Annotated in this window: 19 protein-coding genes; 11 read left to right on the forward strand and 8 right to left on the reverse strand. The window is 73.6% G+C overall.

The window, feature by feature from the left end:
• Window positions 1–76: 76 nt before the first annotated feature.
• Genes QUY26_RS32110 through hmgA form a run of 3 tightly spaced genes read right to left on the reverse strand, consistent with a single transcriptional unit; the run spans window position 77 to window position 3,441 of the window.
• The gene (locus tag QUY26_RS32110) at window positions 77–1,270 is read right to left on the reverse strand and encodes a type ISP restriction/modification enzyme (RefSeq protein WP_289952868.1); all 1,194 of its coding nucleotides are present in this window, start codon (window positions 1,268–1,270) and stop codon (window positions 77–79) included.
• Window positions 1,271–1,295: 25 nt separating this feature from the next.
• Window positions 1,296–2,045: a GntR family transcriptional regulator gene (locus QUY26_RS32115; protein ID WP_289952871.1), complete on the reverse strand. Its 750-nt coding sequence runs from the start codon at window positions 2,043–2,045 to the stop codon at window positions 1,296–1,298.
• A gap of 52 nt (window positions 2,046–2,097) precedes the next feature.
• A complete protein-coding gene (hmgA, locus tag QUY26_RS32120) occupies window positions 2,098–3,441 on the reverse strand; it encodes a homogentisate 1,2-dioxygenase (protein WP_289952873.1) in 1,344 nt (447 codons plus the stop codon).
• A gap of 121 nt (window positions 3,442–3,562) precedes the next feature.
• On the opposite strand from hmgA, the gene QUY26_RS32125 reads away from it, so the two are divergent.
• The 6 genes from QUY26_RS32125 (at window position 3,563) to QUY26_RS32150 (ending at window position 12,680) form a co-directional block, all read left to right on the forward strand.
• Window positions 3,563–4,267: a TetR/AcrR family transcriptional regulator gene (locus QUY26_RS32125; RefSeq protein WP_289952875.1), complete on the forward strand. Its 705-nt coding sequence runs from the start codon at window positions 3,563–3,565 to the stop codon at window positions 4,265–4,267.
• Window positions 4,268–4,497: 230 nt separating this feature from the next.
• Window positions 4,498–6,894, forward strand: coding sequence for a molybdopterin oxidoreductase family protein (locus QUY26_RS32130; RefSeq protein WP_289952877.1), 2,397 nt, complete (start codon window positions 4,498–4,500; stop codon window positions 6,892–6,894).
• A gap of 121 nt (window positions 6,895–7,015) precedes the next feature.
• A complete protein-coding gene (locus tag QUY26_RS32135) occupies window positions 7,016–8,524 on the forward strand; it encodes a CitMHS family transporter (RefSeq protein ID WP_289952878.1) in 1,509 nt (502 codons plus the stop codon).
• The gene (locus QUY26_RS32140; RefSeq protein WP_289952880.1) at window positions 8,524–9,846 is read left to right on the forward strand and encodes an MFS transporter; all 1,323 of its coding nucleotides are present in this window, start codon (window positions 8,524–8,526) and stop codon (window positions 9,844–9,846) included. Before QUY26_RS32135 ends, QUY26_RS32140 begins: the two co-directional genes overlap by 1 nt.
• 315 nt (window positions 9,847–10,161) lie before the next feature.
• A complete protein-coding gene (locus QUY26_RS32145) occupies window positions 10,162–11,550 on the forward strand; it encodes an aldehyde dehydrogenase family protein (protein WP_289952882.1) in 1,389 nt (462 codons plus the stop codon).
• A 44-nt stretch (window positions 11,551–11,594) separates the two neighbouring features.
• Window positions 11,595–12,680, forward strand: coding sequence for a Zn-dependent alcohol dehydrogenase (locus QUY26_RS32150; protein ID WP_289952883.1), 1,086 nt, complete (start codon window positions 11,595–11,597; stop codon window positions 12,678–12,680).
• Between the two features lie 57 nt (window positions 12,681–12,737).
• Here QUY26_RS32150 and QUY26_RS32155 read toward each other — a convergent pair whose 3' ends face one another.
• Window positions 12,738–13,385 carry a TetR/AcrR family transcriptional regulator C-terminal domain-containing protein gene (locus QUY26_RS32155; RefSeq protein ID WP_289952885.1) on the reverse strand — a complete coding sequence of 216 codons (648 nt, stop codon included), beginning with the start codon at window positions 13,383–13,385 and terminating at the stop codon, window positions 12,738–12,740.
• 97 nt (window positions 13,386–13,482) lie between these two features.
• Here QUY26_RS32155 and QUY26_RS32160 point away from each other — a divergent pair, with 97 nt between their 5' ends.
• Together QUY26_RS32160 and QUY26_RS32165 are read left to right on the forward strand one after the other, a co-directional pair.
• Complete coding sequence (locus QUY26_RS32160; protein ID WP_289952886.1) at window positions 13,483–14,634, forward strand: acyl-CoA dehydrogenase family protein; 1,152 nt, start codon at window positions 13,483–13,485, stop codon at window positions 14,632–14,634.
• Window positions 14,635–14,720: 86 nt separating this feature from the next.
• A complete protein-coding gene (locus QUY26_RS32165) occupies window positions 14,721–15,347 on the forward strand; it encodes a TetR/AcrR family transcriptional regulator (RefSeq protein ID WP_289952887.1) in 627 nt (208 codons plus the stop codon).
• Between the two features lie 75 nt (window positions 15,348–15,422).
• On the opposite strand, the gene QUY26_RS32170 is transcribed toward QUY26_RS32165, so the two are convergent.
• A complete protein-coding gene (locus QUY26_RS32170; protein WP_289952889.1) occupies window positions 15,423–15,887 on the reverse strand; it encodes a MaoC family dehydratase in 465 nt (154 codons plus the stop codon).
• Window positions 15,888–15,983: 96 nt separating this feature from the next.
• On the opposite strand from QUY26_RS32170, the gene soxR reads away from it, so the two are divergent.
• Window positions 15,984–16,445 (forward strand): redox-sensitive transcriptional activator SoxR, encoded by a 462-nt coding sequence (gene soxR, locus QUY26_RS32175; protein WP_289952890.1) that lies wholly within the window; start codon window positions 15,984–15,986, stop codon window positions 16,443–16,445.
• Window positions 16,446–16,530: 85 nt separating this feature from the next.
• On the opposite strand, the gene QUY26_RS32180 is transcribed toward soxR, so the two are convergent.
• The gene (locus tag QUY26_RS32180) at window positions 16,531–17,232 is read right to left on the reverse strand and encodes a 3-keto-5-aminohexanoate cleavage protein (protein ID WP_289952891.1); all 702 of its coding nucleotides are present in this window, start codon (window positions 17,230–17,232) and stop codon (window positions 16,531–16,533) included.
• Window positions 17,233–17,324: 92 nt separating this feature from the next.
• On the opposite strand from QUY26_RS32180, the gene QUY26_RS32185 reads away from it, so the two are divergent.
• On the forward strand, window positions 17,325–17,843 hold the full coding sequence (locus tag QUY26_RS32185; protein WP_289952892.1) for a hypothetical protein: 519 nt from the start codon (window positions 17,325–17,327) through the stop codon (window positions 17,841–17,843).
• 59 nt (window positions 17,844–17,902) lie between these two features.
• Here the strand turns inward: QUY26_RS32185 and QUY26_RS32190 are convergent, their stop codons facing one another.
• A complete protein-coding gene (locus QUY26_RS32190) occupies window positions 17,903–18,511 on the reverse strand; it encodes a hypothetical protein (RefSeq protein ID WP_289952894.1) in 609 nt (202 codons plus the stop codon).
• Between the two features lie 346 nt (window positions 18,512–18,857).
• On the opposite strand from QUY26_RS32190, the gene QUY26_RS32195 reads away from it, so the two are divergent.
• Complete coding sequence (locus tag QUY26_RS32195; protein ID WP_289952895.1) at window positions 18,858–21,704, forward strand: penicillin acylase family protein; 2,847 nt, start codon at window positions 18,858–18,860, stop codon at window positions 21,702–21,704.
• A gap of 72 nt (window positions 21,705–21,776) precedes the next feature.
• Here the strand turns inward: QUY26_RS32195 and QUY26_RS32200 are convergent, their stop codons facing one another.
• Window positions 21,777–23,114 carry a serine-threonine protein kinase gene (locus QUY26_RS32200; protein ID WP_289952896.1) on the reverse strand — a complete coding sequence of 446 codons (1,338 nt, stop codon included), beginning with the start codon at window positions 23,112–23,114 and terminating at the stop codon, window positions 21,777–21,779.
• Window positions 23,115–23,138: the final 24 nt, after the last annotated feature.

The following is a 23,138-nucleotide window of genomic DNA, read 5'->3' on the forward strand; positions in this document are numbered from 1 at the left end:
ACGGGGGCGGCCGAGCGGGCACGGCAGGCGCGGCGAGCACGGCCGCCACCGCCCGGACCGAAGCCCTCCCCACCCCTCACAGGAGCGCGAACTGCCCCTCAGGACCCTCCTCATGGTGGTCGAGGACCGAGGCGGGCCGCCGCGCCCACCCGGGCACCGGCAGCACCCCGGCCGCCCGCAGGTCCCCGGCCGTGATCCGCCCCGCGTCGCCGATGTCGAACGGTTCCTCCGCCGCGAGCAGCGCGAGCACCGTGACCAGTTCCAGGAGCCGGGACGTCCACTCCTGGGGCCAGGTGGTGGGGCGGACGGCCTCCAGGGAGCCCGGTTCCGCGTCGGCCGTGCGCCGCTCGAACCACAGCTCCAGAACCCGCACCCCGCTCACCCGGAAGTCCCAGGCGGCCGCGGGCACGGGGGAGATGACGCCGCTCTCGCCGACCAGGAGGGCTTCCTCGTCCGGGGCGTAGGCGAGGGTGCGGGGGCGCGCGGGCAGCGGTGAGCGGACGTAGGGGCGCCGGCCGCCCGGCAGCTTGGGGCGTTCGCCGCCCGCGCCCCGCAGGTGCAGCCACAGCAGCCGCCGCCCCGCCGCGACGCCCCGCTCCCACACCCGGGCGTCGGAGGTCAGCGGCACCGCGCAGCCCGACGCCGAGGCCCGGGCGGCCGCCAGCGTCCACGCGAGGACGTCCGGGGCGCCGACCTCGGTCCGGTACACGTGCGTGAGATGGCGCGTCAGGCCCGGCGCGAGGTTGGGTTCGACGCCGCCGGGGCGCCGGAACAGAGGGCGGACGCGGCCGGGGCGGCCCGCGGGGGAGCGCCCGTCGGGCAGCACGGTGGACGCGAGGACCGCCGGGCCCGCGCCGTCGGCCACGTACCCCTGCTCGGTGAGGAAGAGCTGCCCGTCGCCGCGGACGCGCCACAGTTCGGGCCTGGCCACGTCGATGAGGCGGTGGTCGGGGATCAGCCACTGCTCGTCGAAGGGGCCGTGCAGGACGGGGACGGGCTCGGGGCAGGGCCCGGTCTCGCGGGCCAGGCGGACCGTGCCGCCGCCGAAACCGGGCAGTTGGGCGACGGCGGTGTGCAGGGTCCGGGCCCGGGTGGGCCGCAGCAGCGCCTCACGGTCGGCGGGGTCGGCGCGGACGAAGGCGTTCCAACGGGCCTTCAGGGACGCGGCGTCCGGCGCCATCGGCCACCCGCGCCCGGCCCTGAGCGGCGCGACGGACCACGGCAGGAGATCCGCGAGCAGCGGCGCTTCGTCGTGCGTCACGCCCGGCATCGTACGACGGCCCCGGCGGCGGCCATCAGGTCGCGTCCAGCGTGACCGTGAACGAGAACCGGTCCCCCCGATAGTGGATCCGCGCCACGTCCAGAGCCCGCCCCTGGTCGTCGTACGTGATGCCCGTGTAGTGCAGGATCGGGCTGAGCAGCGGCACTTGGAGGAGGCGGGCCGTCTCGGGGTCGGCGAGGGTGGCCTCCACGGTGTCGGTGATGCGGGAGATCGCCACGCCCACCACATCCCGCAGGACCTTCGTCATCGGCCACCGCTCCAGGTCCGCGGGGTCGACGCGGTCGGCGAGGTCGGGGCGGATGTGGTTGCGGGCGTGGTTGGTGGGCTCGCCGGTCTTGGTGTCGCTGCGCAGGCGGTGGTACGTGGCGACGTGCTGCACGTCCGGGAAGTACTGGGCGAGTTCGGCGGGCACCGGCTCCTGCCCGTGGGACAGGAGCTCGGTGTCCATGCCGGACTGCTGGGCCACGATCGCGTCCACCGAGCCGAGGAGCCGCACCGGCGAACCGCGCTGCACCCCGGGCTCGATGAACGTGCCGCGCCGCCGGTGCCTGCTGATCAGGCCCTCGTCCTCCAGCTCCTTGAGCGCCTGCCGCATGGTGAGCACGCTGACGCCGTAGTGCCCCGCCAGCTGTTCCTCGGTGGGCAGGCGCAGCGGGGCGTCGGGCGCCCGGCCGAGTATCGAGGCGCGCAGCGACTGCGACACCTGATACCAGAGCGGCAGCTTTCGGTTCAGGACGATCGAGTCCGGGGCGAAAGCGGTCACGTGGAACTCCGTACTCCGGTGGCGACGCGGGCAGCGGCCTGAAGTGATGCCACTACGGCCGGAAATGACGCTCCAGACCCTGCCACACGTCGTCGTAGCCGCGCTGCAGGTGTCCGGCCTTCGCCGCCTGCTCGGTGGCGGTGACCGGCCAGCGGGTCTCGAACATGAAGGCCAGGCCGTCGTCGATGCGCTGCGGCTTCAGCTCGGCCGCGCTGGCCTTCTCGAAGGTCTCCCGGTCGGGGCCGTGCGCCGACATCATGTTGTGCAGTGAGCCGCCGCCCGGCACGAACCCCCCCTCCCCGGCGGTCTTCGCGTCGTACGCGCCCTCGATCAGGCCCATGTACTCGCTCATCACGTTCCGGTGGAAGTACGGCGGCCGGAAGGTGTCCTCGCCGACCAGCCAGCGCGGCGCGAAGACGACGAAGTCGACGCCCGCGAGGCCCGGGGTGTCCGAGGGGGAGGTGAGCACCGTGAAGATGGACGGGTCCGGGTGGTCGTACGAGATGGTGCCGATGACGTTGAAGCGGTGCAGGTCGTACACGTACGGGACGTGGTTGCCGTGCCAGGCGACGACGTCGAGGGGGGAGTGGTCGTAGGTCGCCGACCAGAGGTTGCCGCAGAACTTGTTGACCACCTCGACCGGGCCCGCCGTGTCCGAGTCGTCCTCGTACGCCGCGACCGGGGCCTTGAAGTCCCGGGCGTTCGCGAGGCCGTTGGCGCCGATCGGGCCGAGGTCGGGGAGCTGGAAGACCGCGCCGTAGTTCTCGCAGACGTAGCCGCGGGCGCTCTCGTCGAGCAGCTCCACGCGGAAGCGGACGCCGCGCGGGATCAGGGCGATATGGCCGGGCTCGGCGCGCAGCAGGCCGAACTCGGTGCGCAGGAGCAGGCCACCGTGCTCGGGGACGATCAGGAGCTCGCCGTCGGCGTCGCTGAACACCCGGTCCATGGAGGAGTTGGCGTGGTACAGGTGCACCGCCATGCCCGTGCGCTGCGTCGCGTCGCCGTTGCCGCCGAGGGTCCACAGGCCCGCGAGCCAGTCCGTGCCGGGCGCGGGCTCCGGCAGCGGGTTCCAGCGCAGCCGGTTGGGGTCGGGGACGGACTCGGTGAAGGGGGCCGTGCGGATCGCGCCGTTGTCGACGCGGGTGAACGCCGGGTGCGCGGCCGAGGGGCGGATGCGGTACAGCCAGGAGCGGCGGTTGTGGGCGCGCGGCTCGGTGAACGCGGTGCCGCTGAGCTGCTCCGCGTACAGCCCGAGGGGGGCGCGCTGGGGCGAGTTGCGGCCGTGCGGCAGGGCGCCGGGAACGGCTTCCGAGCTGTGTTCGTTGCCGAAGCCGCTGAGGTAGCCCAGCTTCTCGGCCGTCTTGCGTGCGTGGTCCCTCGGGTCGTCCCCGGTCATCACAGCTCCCTCGGCTTTCCGGCCGGTGATCCCGACCTGATTCCTATGGAACACCGTAGGATTCACGATTTCCCGGCGCAAGAGGATCCATGAAACGTGAACAGTGCTCTACTCTCCCGGGATGCAGGACCGCAGCGCCTCCGAGCCCTCGCCCGCACCCGCCTCCGCCGAGCCCGCACCAGCCCCCGGGCCCCCGCCCGCACCCGCCCCCGGGCCCCCGCCCGCCCCCACCGCCCTGCGCCGCGCCCCCGTCCAGCGCCGCAGCGCCGAGCGCCTCACCCGCATCCTCGACGCCTGCGCGGACCTCCTCGACGAGATCGGCTACGAGAACCTGACCACCCGGTCCGTCGCCGAGCGCGCGGGCGTGCCGATCGGCTCCGTCTACCGCTTCTTCGGCAACAAACGGGCTCTCGTCGACGCCCTGGCCCACCGCAACCTGGAGCGCTACGCCGAGCGGGTCACCCGGCGCCTGGTGCCGGTCGCGCCGGGCGACTGGCGCGCCGCCCTCGACGCGCTCCTCGACGAGTACCTCGCCATGAAGCGCACCGCCCCCGGCTTCTCCCTCGTCGACTTCGGCACCCAGATCCCCGTCGGCGACCCCGGTGCCGCCCCCAACCACCGCGTCGCCGACCACCTCGCCGCACTGCTCTCCGCCTACATCGGGCGCGCCCCCGACCCCGCCCTGCGCCGCGCCTTCCTGGTCGCCGTCGAGACCGCCGACGCGCTGTTCCGCCTCGCCTTCCGGGTGGACCCGGGCGGGGACGAGGCGATCGTGGGGGAGGCGCGGGCGCTCCTTCGGGCCTATTTGGCGGGGGTGTTGGACTGATCCGGGCGGAGGAGGGCAGGGGCGGGCCGGGTGGAGGACGGGGTCGGGCCGGGCGGAGGGCGGGGGCGAGTCGGGCGGAGCGTGGGGCCGAGCCGGGTGAGGGGCGGGCGTGATCCTGTGCGGGCGCCGGGCCCGGCCGGACCCTCGCCAGCGTGCATACCGGTCGGTATGCTCGACTCGCCCGTGCGCCGAAGCCCCGCGGCCGCCGACGCGGCCGTCCTGGAGGACCCATGCCCCGCACCGCCCTGCGCGTCTGCCCCCTCTGCGAAGCCACCTGCGGCCTCACCCTCACCGTCGAGGGAACCGGCGTGACCGCCGCGCGCGGGGACAAGGACGACGTGTTCAGCCGCGGCTTCATCTGCCCGAAGGGCGCCTCGTTCGGTGCGGCCGACAGCGATCCGGACCGGCTGCGGCGACCCCTTCTGCGCCGCGACGGGCGCCTTGAGGAGGCCAGTTGGGAGGAGGCCTTCGACGCCGTCGCCGCCGGCATCCGGCCTCTGGTCGAGCGGTACGGGCCGCACGCGGTCGGCGTCGTCCTCGGCAACCCGAACGTGCACACCGTGGCCGGCGCCCTCTACCCGCCGTTGCTCCTCGCGGGCCTCGGCACCCGCAGCCTGTTCACGGCCAGCACCCTCGACCAGATGCCCAAGCACGTCTCCAGCGGACTGCTCTTCGGCGACGCCCTCGCCATCCCCGTGCCGGACCTGGACCGCACGGACCACCTCCTGATGCTCGGCGCCAACCCGCTGGATTCCAACGGCAGCCTGTGCACCGCGCCCGACTTCCCCGGCAGGCTCAAGGCGCTGCGCGCCCGGGGCGGCAGCCTCACCGTCGTCGACCCGCGCCGCACCCGCACCGCGAAGCTGGCCGACCGGCACGTGGCGATCCGGCCCGGCACGGACGCGCTGCTGCTCGCCGCGGTGGCACAGGTCCTGTTCGCGGACGGCCTGGTCACGCTGGGGGCGCTCGCAGAGCAGGTGGAGGGGGTCGAGCAAGTCGCCGACGCCGTACGGGACTTCACTCCCGAAGCCGTCGCCGACGCCTGTGACGTGCCCGCCGCCACCATCCGGGAGCTCGCCCGTGAGCTCGCTGCCGCGCCCACGGCCGCCGTCTACGGTCGCGTCGGCGCGAGCACCGTCGCCCTCGGCACCCTCACCTGCTGGCTCGTCGACGTCCTGAACGTCCTCACCGGCAACCTCGACCGGCCCGGCGGCGCCATGTTCCCCCTCTCCGCCACGGACCGGGCCCCGCGCCCTGCCGGACCCGGCAAAGGCTTCGCGCTCGGCCGCTGGCGCAGCCGCGCCGACGGGCACCCGGAGGCGAAGGGGGAGCTGCCGATCGCCGCGCTCGCGGCGGAGATCGACACGCCTGTGCGCGGGGGCGGGGCGGGGCGCGACTCGGTGGACGGCGGCCCGGACGGCGGCCCCGTGGGCAGTGCCCCGGGCCGGGTCCCTGCGGACGGCGGCCTGGGAGAGAGTCCCCTCCGCGCCCTCATCTCCATCGCCGCCAACCCCGTCCTCTCCGCCCCCGACGGCGACCGCCTCGACAAGGCCCTGGAGTCACTGGACTTCATGGTCAGCGTCGACCCGTACCTGAACGAGACCTCACGCCACGCGCACGTCGTCCTGCCGCCGCCCCCGCCCTCGCAGAGCCCCCACTTCGACTTCGCCCTCAACGCGCTCGCCGTGCGCAACCAGGTCCGCTACAACCGCGCCGCCGTCCCTCTGGAGGCGGGCCGGATGGCGGAGACCGAGATCCTGGCCCGGCTCGTGCTCGCGGTCAGCGATGGGGGTCCCCCCTGCTCGAGCGAAGCCGAGAGCTTGGGGGAGCACGGCGCCGACCCGGCAGCCGTCGACGCCCTCGCCATCGACCGCGCCCTCCGCAAGGCCGTCGCCGACCCGCACGCGCCCGTGCACGGCCAGGACCCCGGGGAACTGGCCGACCGGCTCACGGGCGAGAGCGGACCCGAGCGCCGCCTGGACCTGATGCTGCGCCTCGGCCCGTACGGCGACGGCTTCGGCGCCGACCCGGAAGGCCTCGGCCTCCAACGCCTCCTCGACCACCCGCACGGCATCGACCTCGGCCCCCTCCGACCCCGGGTCCCCCAGGTCCTGAAGACCCGCAGCGGCCGCGTCGAGCTGTTTCCGGGGCCGATCGCCGAGGACCTGCCACGCCTGGCCCGCGCCCTGGCCGCCTCCCGCACGCCGGGCGGGGCTCCCGCCGGACTCGTCCTGGTCGGCCGCCGTCATCTGCGCTCCAACAACAGCTGGATGCACAACGTCCCCGCCCTCGTCGGCGGCACCAACCGCTGCACCCTGCACGTCCACCCCGACGACGCGGGCCGCCTCGGCCTCGTCGACGGCGGGCGGGCCCGCGTCACCGCCGCAGGCGGCGAGATCGCCGTGCCCGTCGAGGTCACCGACGCCGTCCGCCCCGGCGTCGTGAGCCTGCCGCACGGCTGGGGCCACGACCGGCCTGGCACCCGCCTGAGCGTGGCCGCGGCCGACCCCGGGGCCAACGTCAACCAGCTCCTGGACGGCACCCTCCTCGACCCGCTCTCCGGCACCGCCGTCCTGAACGGCTTCCAGGTCACCGTCGCCCCGCTGCCCCGAGCAGAAACCCGCTGACCTGGAGTTTTGCGCTTATTGCTCGCAAGTCAACATCTTGTTAACGCTTGAGAGCGGGTCCTACGGTCATCCGAACCGCCAGACCTGGTGGTAGTTCGATGGTGAACGATAGGTAGCCCCCATGCTGACCATCCTCGGATTCGTCATGATCGCCACCTTCCTGGTGCTGATCATGATGAAGAAGATGTCGCCGATCGCGGCACTGGTGCTCATCCCCGCGCTGTTCTGCGTCTTCGTAGGAAAGGGCGCCCATCTCGGGGACTACGTCCTCGAAGGCGTGGGCAACCTGGCCCCCACGGCCGCGATGCTCATGTTCGCCATCGTGTACTTCGGCGTCATGATCGACGTGGGCCTGTTCGACCCGATCGTCCGCGGCATCCTGCGCTTCTGCAAGGCGGACCCGATGCGGATCGTGGTCGGCACCGCGGTGCTCGCCGCGATCGTCTCCCTCGACGGCGACGGCTCCACCACCTTCATGATCACGGTCTCGGCGATGTACCCGCTGTACAAGCGCCTGAAGATGAGCCTCGTGGTGATGACCGGCGTCGCCGCCACCGCCAATGGCGTGATGAACACGCTGCCCTGGGGCGGTCCCACGGCCCGCGCCGCCACCGCCCTGAAAGTCGACGCCGCCGACATCTTCGTCCCCATGATCCCGGCGCTCGCCTGCGGACTCGTCGCCGTCTTCATCCTGTCGTACGTCCTCGGACTGCGGGAGCGCAGGCGGCTCGGGGTGCTCTCGCTCGACGAGGTCCTGGAGAGCGAGACGCGGGCGGGTGAGCCGGTGCTCGTCGGGGCGGACGGCGAGGCGGGCGCCGGGCGCGTCAGCTTCACCAAGAGCGGTGCGGCCGGGGGCGGCCCCGCCAGGGGCGGTCCAGCGGGGGGTGGCCTCGCCGGCGGCAACTCCGCCTCCGTGGCCGCGGGTTCGGATTCGGGTTCGGCTTCGGTTTCCGGTGCCGCCGATGACGACGCCGATGACGACGACGGCTTCCAGGGGCTCGACCCCCACCGCCCCACCCTGCGCCCCAAGCTCTACTGGTTCAACGCCGCCCTGACGGTCCTGCTCCTCACCGCCATGATCATGGAGTGGCTGCCGATCCCCGTCCTGTTCCTGCTCGGCGCGGCCCTCGCCCTCACCGTCAACTTCCCGCACATGCCCGACCAGAAGGCCCGCATCGCCGCCCACGCCGAGAACGTGCTCAACGTCACCGGCATGGTCTTCGCCGCCGCCGTCTTCACCGGCGTCCTCACCGGCACCGGCATGGTCGACCACATGGCCGACTGGCTCGTCTCCACCATCCCCGACGGCATGGGCGGCCAGATGGGCCTGGTCACCGGCCTGTTGTCGATCCCGCTCACCTACTTCATGTCCAACGACGGCTTCTACTTCGGCGTCCTCCCCGTCCTCGCAGAGGCGGGCCAGGCGCACGGCGTCTCCAACCTGGAGATCGCCCGCGCCTCCATCGCGGGCCAGGCCCTGCACATGTCGAGCCCGCTGGTGCCCGCCGTGTACGTCCTCGTGGGCATGGCGAAGGTCGAGTTCGGCGACCACACCCGGTTCACCGTCAAGTGGGCCGTGCTGACCTCGCTGGTGGTGCTCGGCGCCGGAATCCTCTTCGGCATCATCTGATGCGGCGTGGACGCCGCGGCGGGCCCCGGCCGTCCGGCCGGGGCTGGCTGCTGCGCCTCGTCATCGCCTTCAGCTTCGCGCAGGGGGCGGTGTCGATGGCGCGGCCCGCCGTCTCCTACCGGGCCCTCTCGCTGGGCGCCGACGAACGCGCCATCGGCGTCATCGCGGGCGTCTACGCGCTGCTCCCGCTCTTCGCCGCCGTGCCCCTCGGCCGCCGCACCGACCACGGGCGCTGCGCGCCGCTCCTTCCCGTCGGCGTCGCCCTGATCGCGGGCGGGTGCGCGCTCAGCGGTACGGCCTCCTCCCTCGCCGCGCTCGCCGCGTGGAGCGGGGTCATGGGGCTCGGCCACCTCTGCTTCGTCATCGGCGCCCAGTCGATCGTGGCCCGCCAGTCGGCTCCCGCCGAACAGGACCGGAACTTCGGCCACTTCACGATCGGCGCCTCCCTCGGCCAGCTCGTCGGCCCCGTCGCCGCGGGGGCCCTCATCGGGCCGGACATGGACCGCACGAGCGCCCTCGCCCTCGTGGTGTCGGCCGGGGTCGGGGCGGCGGCGGTCGGCGCGCTGTGGCGGATCGAGTACGGGGGTGGGGCGGCCGGGGCGTCGGCGCGCGGGGGGTGCGGGGCGCCCGGGGCGAACGGTTCGCGTGGGCGGGAGGCCGCGGGGCGGTCCGGCAAGGTGCCCGTGCTGGGGATTCTGCGGGCCCGTGGGGTGCCCGCGGGGATCTTCATCAGCCTCGCCGTGCTGTCCGCGACGGACATCCTCACCGCGTACCTGCCAGTCGTCGGCGAGCACCGGGGGATCGCCCCCGCGACCGTGGGGATCCTGCTCAGTCTGCGGGCGGGCGCCACGATCGCCTGCCGCCTGGTGCTGACACCGCTCCTGCGGGTCCTCGGCCGGCGGGCCCTCATCACCGGCACCTGCCTGCTCGGCGCGGTGCTGTGCGCCGGGGTCGCCGTGCCCCTGCCCGTGTGGGCGCTCGCCGTCATGCTCGCCCTGCTCGGCTTCTGCCTCGGGGTCGGTCAGCCCCTGTCGATGACGACCGTCGTCCAGGCCGCGCCCGCGGCGGCCCGGTCCACCGCGTTGGCCCTGCGGCTCACCGGGAATCGGCTCGGGCAGGTGGCCGCGCCCGCCGGGGCCGGGGCGGTCGCCGGGGTGGCGGGGGTGGGGGCGCCCTTCGTCATGCTGGGGGTGCTGTTGCTGGGGGCGGCGGCGCTGGGGCCGCGCCGGGCTTCTGGGCGTGGGGCCGGGGAGCCTGGGCCTCGGGTCGGTCCCGGGGCGGCCCCGGCCGGGGTTCCGGGGCCGGACCGTCGGTCCCCCTGAGAGGGGGTGCCGCCGGTCGCGCTGCGCGCTCGTCCTCGATCGCCGGACGGCTCTCTCCCGCCCGCCCCGCTCCGCGACCTCAGCGCCCGCCGGGGAGTCGCGCACCCGCCCGTCCTCGTACCCCCGGCGCCACCGTCGGCCCCGTGGACGGCGAAAGCCTTCTCGGGGAGTTCCTTCGGGCCCGGCGGGAGCGGGTGGGGCCCGCCGACGTGGGGATGCCGGGGCAGCCCTCACGGAGGGGCCTGGCGGCGGAAAACTAACGGCGCTAGTTTGGGTGGCGCACGTCAGCCGCAGGTCACGTTGGGGAGGAATCGGATGAAGGCCCACGACGGGATGTACATCGGGGGCGCCTGGCGCCCCGCCGCGACTGAGGCCACGATCCCGGTCGTGAACCCGGCCGACGAACAGGTCATCGCCCACGTCCCCGCGGGCACCGAGGCGGACGTCGACGCCGCCGTCCGCGCGGCCCGCGCCGCCCTGCCCGCCTGGTCGGCCACCCCGCCCCGGGAGCGCGCGGCGCTGATCGGCGCGATCCGCGACGGCCTGGCCGCCCGCCAGGGCGAGATCGCCGAGACGGTCACCGCCGAACTCGGCGCCCCCTTGCGCTTCTCGGAGTCCGTGCACGCCGCCGTCCCCGTCCTGGTCGCGGGCTCCTACGCGGACCTCGCGGCCACGTACGCCTTCGAGGAGAAGGTCGGCAACTCCACGGTGTACGCCGAGCCCGTCGGCGTCGTCGGCGCGATCACGCCCTGGAACTACCCGTTGCACCAGATCGTCGCCAAGGTCGCCCCCGCCCTCGCCGCGGGCTGCACGGTGGTGCTCAAGCCCGCCGAGGACACCCCGCTGACGGCGCGGCTCTTCGCCGGGATCGTCCACGAGGCGGGGCTGCCCGCGGGCGTGTTCAACCTGGTCACCGGCCTCGGCCCGGTCGCGGGCCAGGCGCTCGCCGAGCACGACGGCGTCGACCTGGTCTCCTTCACGGGGTCCACGGCCGTCGGCAAGCGCATCGGCGCCCTCGCGGGCGCCGCCGTCAAGCGCGTCGCCCTCGAACTCGGCGGCAAGTCCGCCAACGTCATCCTGCCGAGCGCCGACCTCGCGAAGGCCGTGAACGTCGGCGTCGCCAACGTCATGGCCAACTCCGGCCAGACGTGCAGCGCCTGGACCCGCATGCTGGTGCACACCTCCCGGTACGACGAGGCGGTGGAGCTCGCCGGCGCCGCCGCCGCGAAGTACGGCGACCGCATCGGCCCGGTCGTCAGCGAGAAGCAGCGCGCCCGCGTGCGCGGCTACATCGAGCAGGGCGTCAAGGAAGGCGCCCGCCTGGTCACGGGCGGCCCCGACGCCCCGCGCGAGCAGGGCTACTACGTCCGCCCGACGGTCTTCGCCGACGTCACGCCGGAGATGACGATCGCCCAGGAGGAGATCTTCGGCCCCGTCGTCTCGCTCCTGCGGTACGAGGACGAGGCGGAGGCCGAGGCCATCGCCAACGGCACGGTGTACGGGCTCGCGGGCGCGGTGTGGGCCGGTGACGACGCCGAGGCCGTGGCCTTCGCCCGCCGACTGCACACCGGGCAGGTCGACATCAACGGCGGCAGCTTCAACCCGCTGGCTCCGTTCGGCGGTTACAAGGAGTCGGGCGTCGGCCGCGAACTCGGCGCCCACGGCCTCACCGAGTACCTCCAGACCAAGTCGCTCCAGTTCTGACCGTCGTCAGCCCCCTCGTTCCCCGCCGCTAGGAGTACGCCATCGTGGTCCGCGTCCGCGCCGCCGTCCTGCCCGCCGTCGGCTCCCCCCTGGAGATCGCCGAGGTCGACCTGCCCGAACCGGGGCCCGGCCAGGTGCGGGTGCGCCTCGCCGCCGCCGGGGTGTGCCACTCCGACCTGTCCCTGTCCGACGGCACGATGCGGGTGCCCGTGCCCGCGGTGCTCGGGCACGAGGGCGCGGGCACCGTGGTGTCCGTGGGCGAGGGCGTCACGCATGTCGCCCCGGGCGACGGCGTCGTCCTGAACTGGGCGCCCGCGTGCGGCAGTTGCCACGCCTGCCACCTGGGCGAGGTGTGGCTGTGCGGTAACGCGCTCACCGGCGCGGGCGAGGTGTACGCGCGCCGCTCCGACGGCACCGACCTGCACCCCGGCCTGAACGTCGCCGCGTTCGCCGAGGAGACCGTGGTCGCCGCCGCCTGCGTGCTTCCGGCGCCCGCCGGCGTCCCGCTCACCGACGCTGCCCTGCTCGGCTGCGCCGTCCTGACCGGGTACGGCGCCGTGCACCACGCGGCCCGTGTCCAGGAGGGCGAGACGGTCGCCGTCTTCGGGGCGGGCGGTGTGGGCCTCGCCGCGCTCCAGGCGGCCCGGATCGCCGGGGCCGCGCGGATCGTGGCGGTCGACGTCTCCCCGGCGAAGGAGGACCTCGCGCGGGCCGCGGGCGCCACCGAGTACGTCGTCGCCTCCGACGCCACCGCCCGCGCCGTCCGCGCACTGACCGGCGGCCACGGCGTCGACGTGGCGGTGGAGTGCGTGGGGCGCGCCGTCACGATCCGCACCGCCTGGGAGTCGACGCGGCGCGGCGGCCGGACCACGGTCGTCGGCATCGGCGGCAAGGAGCAGCAGGTCACCTTCAACGCCCTGGAGCTCTTCCACTGGGGCCGCACCCTGTCCGGCTGCGTCTACGGCAACTCCGACCCGGCCGTCGACCTGCCCGTCCTCGCCGAGCACGTCCGCGCGGGCCGCCTGGACCTCGGCGCCCTCGTGACCGACCGCATCGGCCTCGACGGCATCCCGGCGGCGTTCGCGAACATGGTGGCGGGCAAGGGCGGCCGGGCTCTGGTGGTGTTCTAGGGCCCGTCCCGCGAAGATCCGCCGGACAGGCCCGGGCCGGGGCAGGGTCGGGCGCGCTCAGGCCGGCCGCGCCGCCGCCATGCGCGCGTACTGCACCTCCAGGCCGTCGAGCAGCGCCCGCAGGCCCGCCTCGAAGGCCCGCTCGTCCACCAGCTCCTGGTGCTCCGCCAGCAGGTGGGCCTGGCCGAGGTGCGGATAGTCGGCGGGGTCGTACGCCGTCTCGTCGTCGACGAAGCCGCCCGCGAAGGAGCCGAGGGCGGAGCCCATGATGAAGTACCGCATGAGCGCGCCGATCGAGGTGGCCTGGGCCGGTGGCCAGCCCGCGTCGACCATCGCGCCGAACATCGCGTCGGCGAGCCGCAGTCCGGCGGGCCGCCGCCCGGGGCCGCGGGCCAGGACCGGGACGATGTTCGGGTGCAGGGTGAGGGCCGCGCGGTAGGAGACGGCCCAGTCGTGCAGCGCGGAGCGCCAGTCCCGGCCGTCCTCGAACATCGACAGGTCGACCTGCGCGCTCACCGAGTCCGCGACCGCCTCCAGGATCTGGTCCTTGGTGCGGAAGTGGTTGTAGAGCGAGGGCCCGCTCACGCCGAGCTCGGCCGCGAGGCGGCGGGTGGAGAGCGCCGCGAGGCCCTCGGCGTCGACGAGGCCGCGGGCCGCGTCGACGATGCGATCTCGGCTGAGGAGGGGCTTGCGCGGTCGGGCCATGCGGCACATAGTAGGGCTGCCCGCAGAAACTAGCACTGCTAATTTCGGGCCTCGGGGACGATCCGGGAGTGCTGGAGCCGAGCGTGAGGTGGCCGCGATGAATCTGGAGCTCAAGCCCGAGCAGGACGCCGCCCGGCGGCTCGCCCGGGACTTCGTCGAGCGCGAGATCACCCCGCACGTGACCGCGTGGGACCGGGCCGAGAGCGTCGACAAGTCGATCGTGCGGCGGCTCGGCGAGGTCGGCTTCCTGGGGCTGACCATCGACGAGGAGTACGGCGGCTCCGGCGGCGACCACCTGGCGTACTGCCTGGTGACGGAGGAGTTGGGGCGCGGCGACTCCTCGGTGCGCGGGATCGTGTCGGTCTCGCTCGGCCTGGTGGCGAAGTCCGTCGCGGCCTGGGGCAGCGAGGAGCAGAAGCGGCGCTGGCTGCCGGGGCTCACGTCCGGCGCCCACGTCGGGTGCTTCGGCCTGACCGAGCCCGGCACCGGTTCGGACGCGGGAAATCTGGCCACCCGGGCGGTCCGCGACGGGGACGCGTACGTCGTGAACGGCTCCAAGATGTTCATCACAAACGGGACCTGGGCCGACGTGGTGCTGCTCTTCGCGCGCACCAACGACACCCCCGGCCACAAGGGCGTCTCCGCCTTCCTCGTGCCCGCCGACAGCCCCGGCCTGACCCGCCGTCCCGTGCACGGCAAGCTCGGCCTGCGCGGCCAGGCCACCGCCGAGCTGGTCCTCCAGGACGTGCGGGTGCCCGCGGACGCGATGCTCGCACCCGAGGGCAAGGGGTTCGCGGTGGCGATGTCGGCGCTGGCCAAGGGGCGGATGTCGGTGGCCGCGGGGTGCGTGGGGATCGCCCAGGCGGCGCTCGACGCGGCCGTGGCGTACGCGGGCGAGCGCGAGCAGTTCGGCAAGAGCATCGCCCGGCACCAGCTGGTGCAGGAGCTGATCAGCGACATCGCCGTGGACGTCGACGCGGCCCGGCTGCTCACCTGGCGGGTCGCCGACCTCGTCGACCGGGGCCTGCCGTTCGCGACCGAGTCCTCCAAGGCCAAGCTGTTCGCTTCGGAGGCCGCGGTGCGCGCCGCGAACAACGCGCTCCAGGTCTTCGGCGGCTACGGCTACATCGACGAGTACCCGGTCGGCAAGCTGCTCCGCGACGCCCGCGTCATGACCCTCTACGAAGGCACGAGCCAGATCCAGAAGCTGGTCATCGGGCGGGCGCTGACCGGGGTGTCCGCGTTCTGAGGGCCCGGTTGTCACGGCGCCCACTTGCCTAAGCGCTTGCTCACCTTCAGGGTAGGGTGACTGTCCTGAACGTGGAAGGAGCGCGCATGGGTGCGGCGAAGGAGACCCTCGGCGAGGAACAGCCGTGGGCCGAGGTCAGTCCCGACGCGGCGAGGCGGCTGCTGATCGCCGCCGTCGACGCCTTCGCCGAGCGCGGCTACCACGCGACGACGACGCGGGACATCGCGGGCCGCGCCGGCATGAGCCCCGCCGCGCTCTACATCCACTACAAGACCAAGGAAGAGCTGCTCCACCGCATCAGCAGGCTCGGCCACGACAAGGCGCTCGCCATCCTGCGCGCCGCCGCCGACGGCGAGGGCACCGCGGCCGACCGGCTCTCCGCCGCGGTCCGCTCCTTCGTCCGCTGGCACGCCGGGCACCACACCACCGCCCGGGTCGTGCAGTACGAACTCGACGCGCTCAGCGCCGAGCACCGCGCCGAGATCGTGGTCCTGCGCCGCCTCTCCGACGCCGCCGTCCGGGAGATCATCAACGACGGCGTGCGGGCGGGCGAGTTCGACGTCCCCGACGTGCCCGGCACCACGCTCGCCGTGCTGTCCCTGTGCATCGACGTCGCCCGCTGGTTCGACGTCGGGGGGCGCAGGACGCCGGACGAGGTCGGCGCGCTCTACGCCGACCTCGTGCTGCGGATGGTGGGGGCGCCCCAGCGGTAGCGGGCGGCCCGGAACCGTCGGGGCTGCTCAGGAGCGATGCGGTTCAGGAGCGGTGCGGCTCGGCAGCAGTGCCGCTCAGAAGTAGTAGCGCGACACCGACTCCGCCACGCAGGCGGGCTTGTCGCCGTCCTCGCGCTCCACGGTGACCGCGGCCGTCACCTGCACACCGCCGTCCTTGGTCTCCTCCACCGAGGTGAGCACGGCCGTCCCGCGCACCCGTGAGCCCACCGGCACGGGGGAGGGAAAACGGACCTTGTTCGTGCCGTAGTTGAGGCCCATCCTCATGCCCTCGACCCGCAGCACCTGCGGTACCAGCACCGGGAGCAGCGACAGCGTGAGATAGCCGTGCGCGATCGTCGTCCCGAACGGGCCCGCCGCGGCCCGCTCCGGGTCCACGTGGATCCACTGGTGGTCGCCCGTGGCGTCCGCGAACAGGTCGATCCGCTTCTGGTCGACCTCCAGCCAGTCGCTGTGCCCGAGCTGCTCGCCGACCGCGGCGCGCAGCTCCTCGGCTGACGTGAAGATCCTCGGCTCTGCCATGTCCCCGGCCTCCCGGACGTAGGTGAACTAAGCGCTTGCTCAGCATGCGGGGTGCCGCCGACCGCTGTCAACGGACCAGCAAGTAGGCTTCGAGGGGTGCCCCAGATCCCAGAGAAGGTCCACGAGCTCACGGTCGGACAGCTGGCCGCGCGCAGTGGCGCCGCCGTGTCCGCCCTGCACTTCTACGAGTCCAAGGGGCTCATCAGCAGCCGGCGCACCTCGGGCAACCAGCGGCGCTACCACCGCGACACGCTGCGCCGCGTCGCCTTCATCCGGGCCGCGCAGCGCGTCGGGATCCCGCTCGCCACCATCGGTCAGGCCCTCGCGGAGCTGCCCGAGGGGCGCACGCCCAACCGCGAGGACTGGGCGGCGCTGTCCCGGACCTGGCGCTCCGAGCTGGACGAGCGCATCAAGCAGTTGGGGCGGCTGCGGGACCACCTCACGGACTGCATCGGCTGCGGCTGTCTGTCCCTGGAGACCTGCGTCCTGTCCAACCCCGACGACGAGTTCGGCGCCCGCATCATCGGCTCCCGCCTGATGGGCGAACGCCGCGCCTGACCCCGCAGGCCCCGCCCGGAGAGGGCCCGGCCGCCGGGCCCGGCCGTCACCCCGCCCCGAGCGCCGCCTCACCGGCCCGCCGCCCTCACCGCCCGAGCGCCGCCGCCACCAACTCCGCGTTCGACCCCGCCCGTTCCCCGCCCGGCAGCACCAGCGTGTCCTCCAGGCCGATCCGCCGCCCGAGCCCGAGCCGCCCCGCGAGCGCGAGCACCGGCCAGGTGCCGCCCTCCTCGCCGTGCAGCAGCACCGGGCGGCCGTGCGCGTCGCCGATGTCCGCGAGCAGCGCCCGCGCCGACGCCTCGGCCGTCGCCGGATCCCGGTCGGTGACCTCCGCGAGGACCCGAAGCACCCGGGGCCCGAGCGGCGACGCCGCGAACCGCTCCGCGCCGTCGGTGCCGGACCAGATGCCCGCCTCGACGCCCACGCCCCGTTCGAGGAGCGCCCGCGCCACGTCCTCCGCGCCCGGCTCGTGCCAGTTGACGGAGGCGTGGTCGGGCAGCACGGTCCACGCCCGCACCCGTGCCGCGCGCGCCGCCGGGTCGGGTTCGGCCCAGGCGCCCGTGGTCACGCCGACCGGCACCGCGACGGCGGCGCGCAGCGCGTCCAGGGTGGCCGCGACCGCGCGTGGCGCCAAAGTGTCTTCCCCACAGGGGGACTTGGGGTGTACATGGACATCAAGTGCGCCGGCGGCGACCGCCTCGGCCGCCGATCGTGCCAGGTCCCCGGGCGACAGCGGCACGGCCGCTCCGTCGTCCGCGCCACGGGCGCCGTTCAGACATACCTGCATCGAGCCATCACAGCACGCCGTCACCACACACCGACAGCACGCGCCTACAGCGCACGTCCACAACACACGCCTACAGGACACGGGGGAACGGGATGAGTGTCGTCATCTGTTCGTTGAAGTGGGAAGCAGCACGCAGCGGACGCCAGAAGATCACCTACGACAGCGACGGGTACCACCTCGTACGCTTCCCGTACGAGGCCGGCGAGGAGCAGTACGACCCCTGGCGCATGCATGACCCGGCGCACGGCTTCACCACTCCGTCGCGGTTCCCCGACGCCCGCTCGGGCCTGATATGGCCGAGTCACGACGGATGGGGAACGCTGTCGGCGATGGTCTTCTGGGAGCCGGACAACCGTCCGACGGAGTACCGCGCGCGGTTCGTGCGCGATCCGCTGAACCTGTCGACGGGCTACGACTCCACCGCCACCACGGACGCCGTCCCCACCCGGGGCGGGCAGTACCGCTCGTACACCTGGCAGATGTTCGTGCACCCCGGGACCCCGGTGGGCCTGAAGATATCCGCGCGCGGACCGGGCGACGTGAAGCTCGCCGCGCCGCTGATGCTGGCCGAGTTCAAGCTGGCCATCCTCACGGACGTCGCCAGGCCCTGAGGGTCAGGGGTGGACCGGCGGGCCCGCGAGGGGTCCGCCGTGTGCCTGCTCCGTCGCTCTCACGCGGAGACCAGTGGGCGCGAGTGCCGCATCCTGGCGTTCCGCACGGCCTCGGGCGAGAGGACGGGGGCGGGGACCACGATGCCGCAGCTCGTGCAGACGGGGCCCGACGACGGTTCGTGCGCCAGGCCGTAGCGCCATTCGAGGGCCGTGTCGCCGCACACGGGGCAGGCGGCGCCGGGCTCTCGCTCCAGGGCGTCGATGAGTTTGCGCAGCACGTCGGGGAGCGGCGCGGACGGGTGCACGCCGGGGTCGTCGCACCAGGCGACCCCGCGGCCGCCCCAGGTGCAGCGGTGCCAGTCGTCGACGCTGCCGGGGCGGCGCAGGCCGTCGTGCTTCTCCCGCCGCCGACGGCGCGCGAAGCTCTCCTCGTAGGCCAGCCACACCGCGCGGGCCGCCTCCAGTTCGTCGAGCGCGGCCACGAGCCGCGCCGGGTCGGGTGAGCGGTCCTCGGGGCCGAACCCGAACCGGGAACACAGGTGGTCCCAGGTCGCCCGGTGACCGTAAGGGGCGAATCTCTCCAGGCACTTGCGCAGTGAGTACCGCCGCAGTGCCAGATCGCTCTGGGGATCACGCACCTGTCTCGCGAGACTCCGGAATCCAGCCATCGCCCTGCACCTCCGTCACACGTTCTCGGACGTCGCCCCGGGCCGCGGGAAGTCGCCCCGCACCCGAGGGGCATCGAGTAGACGTATCGACTCACGTTTTGGTGCCATCCAATTTTCGATGGCCTCCCATCAGCGCGTTCCCCGCAGGTCAACGGCGATGCCTGTGAAGATCCGGCCAGATCGGGCACCGATCGGCGCTCCCGGGCCATGTGGCGGTTGTGAAAAGGCGACGGTTGTTCATCTTTCAGGTTCGGCAACCCGACAGTAACCTCCGCCGCGACGGCCTTCCGCAGGACCCACAGGACCCCAAGGGCCCCCAGGACCCCAAGGACCCGGAGGAGCACCCATGCGACGACGCACCGCACGGCTCAGAACCCTCACGATGTCAGCGGCCCTTGTCCTCGGGGCCGGTCTGCTGCTCGCGCCGGGTCCCGGCGCCGCCGCGGCCGAACCCGCGCCCGTCACCGACTACTGCGGTGACCGCTGCGCGGACATCCTGCCGCCCGGCGCGAACGGCAGCGCGACCCTCGCCGAGATCCTCAGCCACCGCGTCCTCGGCACCCAGCCCGCCCACGCCGACGACCAGTTGGGCCCCTACGACGCGCTCGCGGCGGGCTATCCCTCGCTGACCGACGGCAAGCTCACCGAGTTCTTCAACGACGCCTCCTTCGGCGTCGAGCCCGACCAGGTGGCCTCCGTCACCAAGCCGCGGGACGACGTGACGATCACCCGTGACAAGAAGTACGGCATTCCGCACATCCAGGGCACCACCCGCTACGGCACCGAGTTCGGAGCGGGCTTCGCCGCGGGCCAGGACCGGCTCTGGCTGATCGACCTGTTCCGGCACATCGGCCGCGGCGAGCTGACCCCGTTCGCGGGCGGCGCCCCCGCGAACCAGGGCCTGGAGCAGCAGTTCTGGCCGCAGGCCCCGTACACGGAAGCGGACCTCCAGCGCCAGGTCGACTACATCCGGCAGACGCAGGGCGAGCGCGGCCAGCGGGCCATGGAGGACGCGCAGGCCTACGTCGACGGCCTCAACGCCTACCGCGAGAAGGCCAAGAACGGCCGCTACTTCCCCGGCGAGTACGTCCTCACCGGCAAGATCGACGCGATCACGAACGTCGGCGAGATCCAGCCCTTCAAGATCACCGACATGATCGCGCTGGCCTCCGTGGTCGGCGGTCTGTTCGGCAACGGCGGCGGCGGAGAGGTCGAGTCGGCGCTCTCGCTGCTCGCGGCGCAGCAGAAGTACGGCGTCGAGAAGGGCACCGAGGTCTGGGAGAAGTTCCGCGCCCGCAACGACCCCGAGACCGTGCAGACCATCCACGACGGCAGCAGCTTCCCCTACGCGGGCAAGCCCGACAAGGCGCGCGGCGCCGCCCTGCCCGACCCGGGCTCGGTGGAGCGCGAGCAACTCGTGTACGACCGCGAGGGCGGCGCCAAGGCCACGGCGAAGAACCCGGCGAAGGCGCCCAAGGACCCGGTGGCGGCCCCGAAGAAGCTGAAGCCGCTCCAGGGCATGTACGACAAGGGCGTCCTGCCCGCCGACCTGTTCGCCTCCGCGGGCAACCCCGCGCACGGCAAGGGCATGTCGAACGCCCTGCTCGTCTCGGGCAAGCACACCGCGAGCGGCAACCCCGTCGCCGTCTTCGGCCCCCAGACCGGCTACTTCGCGCCCCAGCTCCTGATGCAGCAGGAACTCCAGGGCCCCGGCATCAGCGCGCGCGGCGTCTCCTTCGCGGGCGTCGGCATGTACGTCCAGCTCGGCCGCGGCCAGGACTACGCGTGGTCGGCGACGTCCGCGGGCCAGGACATCACGGACACGTACGCCGTCGAACTGTGCGCGCCCGGCGGCGGCACCCCCGGCAAGGACGCGACCCACTACCTCTACCGGGGCACCTGCACCCCGATGGACAAGCTGGAGCGCAAGAACGCCTGGAAGCCGACCGTCGCCGACTCCACGGCGGCGGGCTCCTACCGCATGCAGGTCTTCCGCACGAACTACGGCATCGTCACGCACCGCGCGACGGTCGACGGCAAGCCCGTGGCGTACGTCTCGCTGCGCTCCACCTACCGGCACGAGGCCGACTCGATCATCGGCTTCCAGATGCTCAACGACCCGTCGTACGTGAAGGACGCCGCGAGCTTCCAGAAGGCGGCCCAGCACATCTCCTACGCCTTCAACTGGTTCTACGCCGACTCCCGCGACATCGCGTACTACAACAGCGGTGCCAACCCCCGGCGCGCCGACGGCATCGACCCGTCCTTCCCGGTGAAGGGCCAACAGGCCTACGAATGGCGGGACTTCGACCCGGCCGACAACACCTCGGCGCAGACACCGGCCGCCGAGCACCCGAACTCGGTCAACCAGGACTACTACATCTCCTGGAACAACAAACAGGCCAAGGACTTCAGCGCGGCCGGCTTCGGCATGAGCGCCGTGCACCGCGGCGACCTGCTCGACGACCGCGTCAAGAAGCTCACCGAGGAGGGCGGTGTCACCAGGGCCTCGCTCACCCGGGCCATGGCGGAGGCCGCCGTCACCGACCTGCGCGGCGAACAGGTGCTTCCCGAACTCCTGGAGGTCATCCGCAGCAAGGCCGTCGACGACCCACGGCTCGCCCAGGCCGTGCAGCAGCTGGAGGCCTGGCGCAAGGCGGGCTCGCAGCGCAAGGAGACCGCGCAGGGCTCGCACGTCTACGCCCACCCCGACGCCGTACGGATCATGGACGCCTGGTGGCCGCAGCTCGTCGAGGCCGCGTTCGAACCCGGCCTCGGGGACGGCCTCTACGGCGCGCTGACCGCGCAACTCGGCGTGGACGAGGCGCCGTCGGCCGGGCACGGACCGACCGGGGCGCACGCCGGGTCGGCCTTCCAGTACGGCTGGTGGGGCTACGCCGACAAGGACCTGCGGACCGTGCTCGGACAGCCCGTCGAGGGCTGGACGAAGGAGGCGTACTGCGGCGACGGCAAGCTCGACGCGTGCCGTGACGTGCTCCTGAAGAGCCTGGAGCGGGCCGTCGCGAAACCGGCGTCAGAGGTCTACCCCGGTGACGCGAGCTGCAAGGCGGGCGAGCAGTGGTGCGCGGACGCCGTGATCCACCGGGCCGTCGGCGGCATCACGCACCGCGCCGTGCAGTGGCAGAACCGGCCGACCTACCAGCAGGTGGTGGAGTTCCCCCGGCACCGGTGACCGGCGCGGGAGGAGGACCACTCCGGCCGGACAGGGACCGCCCTGTCCGGCCGACTCCCGGTGAACCCCGTTTCAGGCGAGGGCGATCCGTCCGGCGGCGCACACCGCGCGAGCCAGTTCGGCATGGCAGATGTCGCTGTGCGCGCCGTTGGGCGGGCCGCCCCGCCGCACCACGGCCGCCACGTCCACACTCACGCACCCCCGGGCCGGAAGGGCCCCGCCGAGCGCCACCCGCTTGGCCCCGTCGACGGCCTTGAACCCGTCGAACCCGAGGGCGCCCCAGCGCTCCCACAGATGGAGGAAGCCCGCGGAGTCGCCGGCGAGCTTGGAGGCGAGCGGATAGAGCTTGCCGAGCGCGTCGTCGTGGCGCGAGAAGCAGCACACGAGCGGCCCGTCGACCCGCCGCTCCACTCCGCGCAGCGCCCCGCCGCGCGAGCGGTCGTGGGGCAGCCGGGGGCTGAACGCGTAGTGCGAGAAGGCCCCTTGGAGCAGCGTGGCGGACTTCACGCAGCGCACGCCCGCGGGCATGCCGCGCAGCCCGTACGAGATCAGGCGGGCCCCGAAGCTGTGCCCGATCAGATGCACGCGCACGTCCGGCACGTCCCCCGCGAGCAGACCGAGGGCGGGGCCCAGGCCCAGCTGCCCGATGGCGCCGGCCCGGCGCTTCATCGCGTAGTACGTGCCCTGCCGGAGCAGTTCCTTCGCGCCGCGCCACAGCCGCCGCCGCGCCCCGTCGAGGAACTGCGCGCCGCGGACGTCCTCCAGCATGGCCAGGAAGACCTCGCAGACCTCGACGGCGTCGTCGGTGAGCATCGCGGGCTCGCCCGCGCCGAGGTCGTCGGCGAACTCGTGCGCCGGGCTGGTGTCGCGCACCGCCACCAGATCGCGGACGAGCCGCGCGAACTCGTCGAGGCGGGAGCGGACTTCGGCCCGCTCCTGGAGCAGCGCCGCGAGCCGGTCGAGCCGGGCGGCCTGCGCGGGGCCCGGGAAGGTGCGGGACAGCAGGGCGCGGGTGGCCTCGTCGAGGACCGGGTCGCCGGGCGCGGCGGGGGCGGCGGGGGCGGCGGGCGGTGACCCGGAAGCGGCCGCGGCCGGACCCGCGGACGGCTCGAAGTCCGGGGTCGGCTCGTCGGGGAAGCGGATCGCGGGCCAGAGCACGCCGACGTGGCCGAGGCGGACCCCGGCTGCGGCGAGCTCATCGAAGGGGGCGAGGAAGCGCCGGTACAGCTTCCGGGCCATCCGCTGGTCGTTGTTCCAGCCGTGCGCGAACACCAGCAGGTCGGTGACGCGTTCGCGTTCCGCGCCCGACAGGAGCCGGTCGCGCTGCGCCGCGTCGACGTCCCCGTCGGCGTCGAAGGTCAGTTCCCAGTAGGGCTCCACGACCGCATGGTCCTGCCGTGCGGCGCTCATGGCCAGATGTCGCGCGGGAACACG

The organism is Streptomyces flavofungini (genome assembly GCF_030388665.1).
Classification (GTDB): Bacteria; Actinomycetota; Actinomycetes; order Streptomycetales; family Streptomycetaceae; genus Streptomyces; species Streptomyces flavofungini_A.

Excerpts from the sequence above, each read along its gene's own strand:
- QUY26_RS32185 (WP_289952892.1), top strand. The coding sequence starts at position 17,325 with ATGAGTGTCGTCATCTGTTCGTTGAAGTGGGAAGCAGCACGCAGCGGA.
- QUY26_RS32190 (WP_289952894.1), bottom strand. The coding sequence starts at position 18,511 with ATGGCTGGATTCCGGAGTCTCGCGAGACAGGTGCGTGATCCCCAGAGC.
- QUY26_RS32165 (WP_289952887.1), top strand. The coding sequence starts at position 14,721 with ATGGGTGCGGCGAAGGAGACCCTCGGCGAGGAACAGCCGTGGGCCGAG.
- QUY26_RS32200 (WP_289952896.1), bottom strand. The coding sequence starts at position 23,114 with ATGAGCGCCGCACGGCAGGACCATGCGGTCGTGGAGCCCTACTGGGAA.
- QUY26_RS32160 (WP_289952886.1), top strand. The coding sequence starts at position 13,483 with ATGAATCTGGAGCTCAAGCCCGAGCAGGACGCCGCCCGGCGGCTCGCC.
- QUY26_RS32110 (WP_289952868.1), bottom strand. The coding sequence starts at position 1,270 with ATGCCGGGCGTGACGCACGACGAAGCGCCGCTGCTCGCGGATCTCCTG.
- QUY26_RS32155 (WP_289952885.1), bottom strand. The coding sequence starts at position 13,385 with ATGGCCCGACCGCGCAAGCCCCTCCTCAGCCGAGATCGCATCGTCGAC.
- QUY26_RS32125 (WP_289952875.1), top strand. The coding sequence starts at position 3,563 with ATGCAGGACCGCAGCGCCTCCGAGCCCTCGCCCGCACCCGCCTCCGCC.
- QUY26_RS32170 (WP_289952889.1), bottom strand. The coding sequence starts at position 15,887 with ATGGCAGAGCCGAGGATCTTCACGTCAGCCGAGGAGCTGCGCGCCGCG.
- QUY26_RS32140 (WP_289952880.1), top strand. The coding sequence starts at position 8,524 with ATGCGGCGTGGACGCCGCGGCGGGCCCCGGCCGTCCGGCCGGGGCTGG.
- QUY26_RS32145 (WP_289952882.1), top strand. The coding sequence starts at position 10,162 with ATGAAGGCCCACGACGGGATGTACATCGGGGGCGCCTGGCGCCCCGCC.
- QUY26_RS32195 (WP_289952895.1), top strand. The coding sequence starts at position 18,858 with ATGCGACGACGCACCGCACGGCTCAGAACCCTCACGATGTCAGCGGCC.
- hmgA (WP_289952873.1), bottom strand. The coding sequence starts at position 3,441 with ATGACCGGGGACGACCCGAGGGACCACGCACGCAAGACGGCCGAGAAG.
- QUY26_RS32135 (WP_289952878.1), top strand. The coding sequence starts at position 7,016 with ATGCTGACCATCCTCGGATTCGTCATGATCGCCACCTTCCTGGTGCTG.
- QUY26_RS32180 (WP_289952891.1), bottom strand. The coding sequence starts at position 17,232 with ATGCAGGTATGTCTGAACGGCGCCCGTGGCGCGGACGACGGAGCGGCC.
- QUY26_RS32130 (WP_289952877.1), top strand. The coding sequence starts at position 4,498 with ATGCCCCGCACCGCCCTGCGCGTCTGCCCCCTCTGCGAAGCCACCTGC.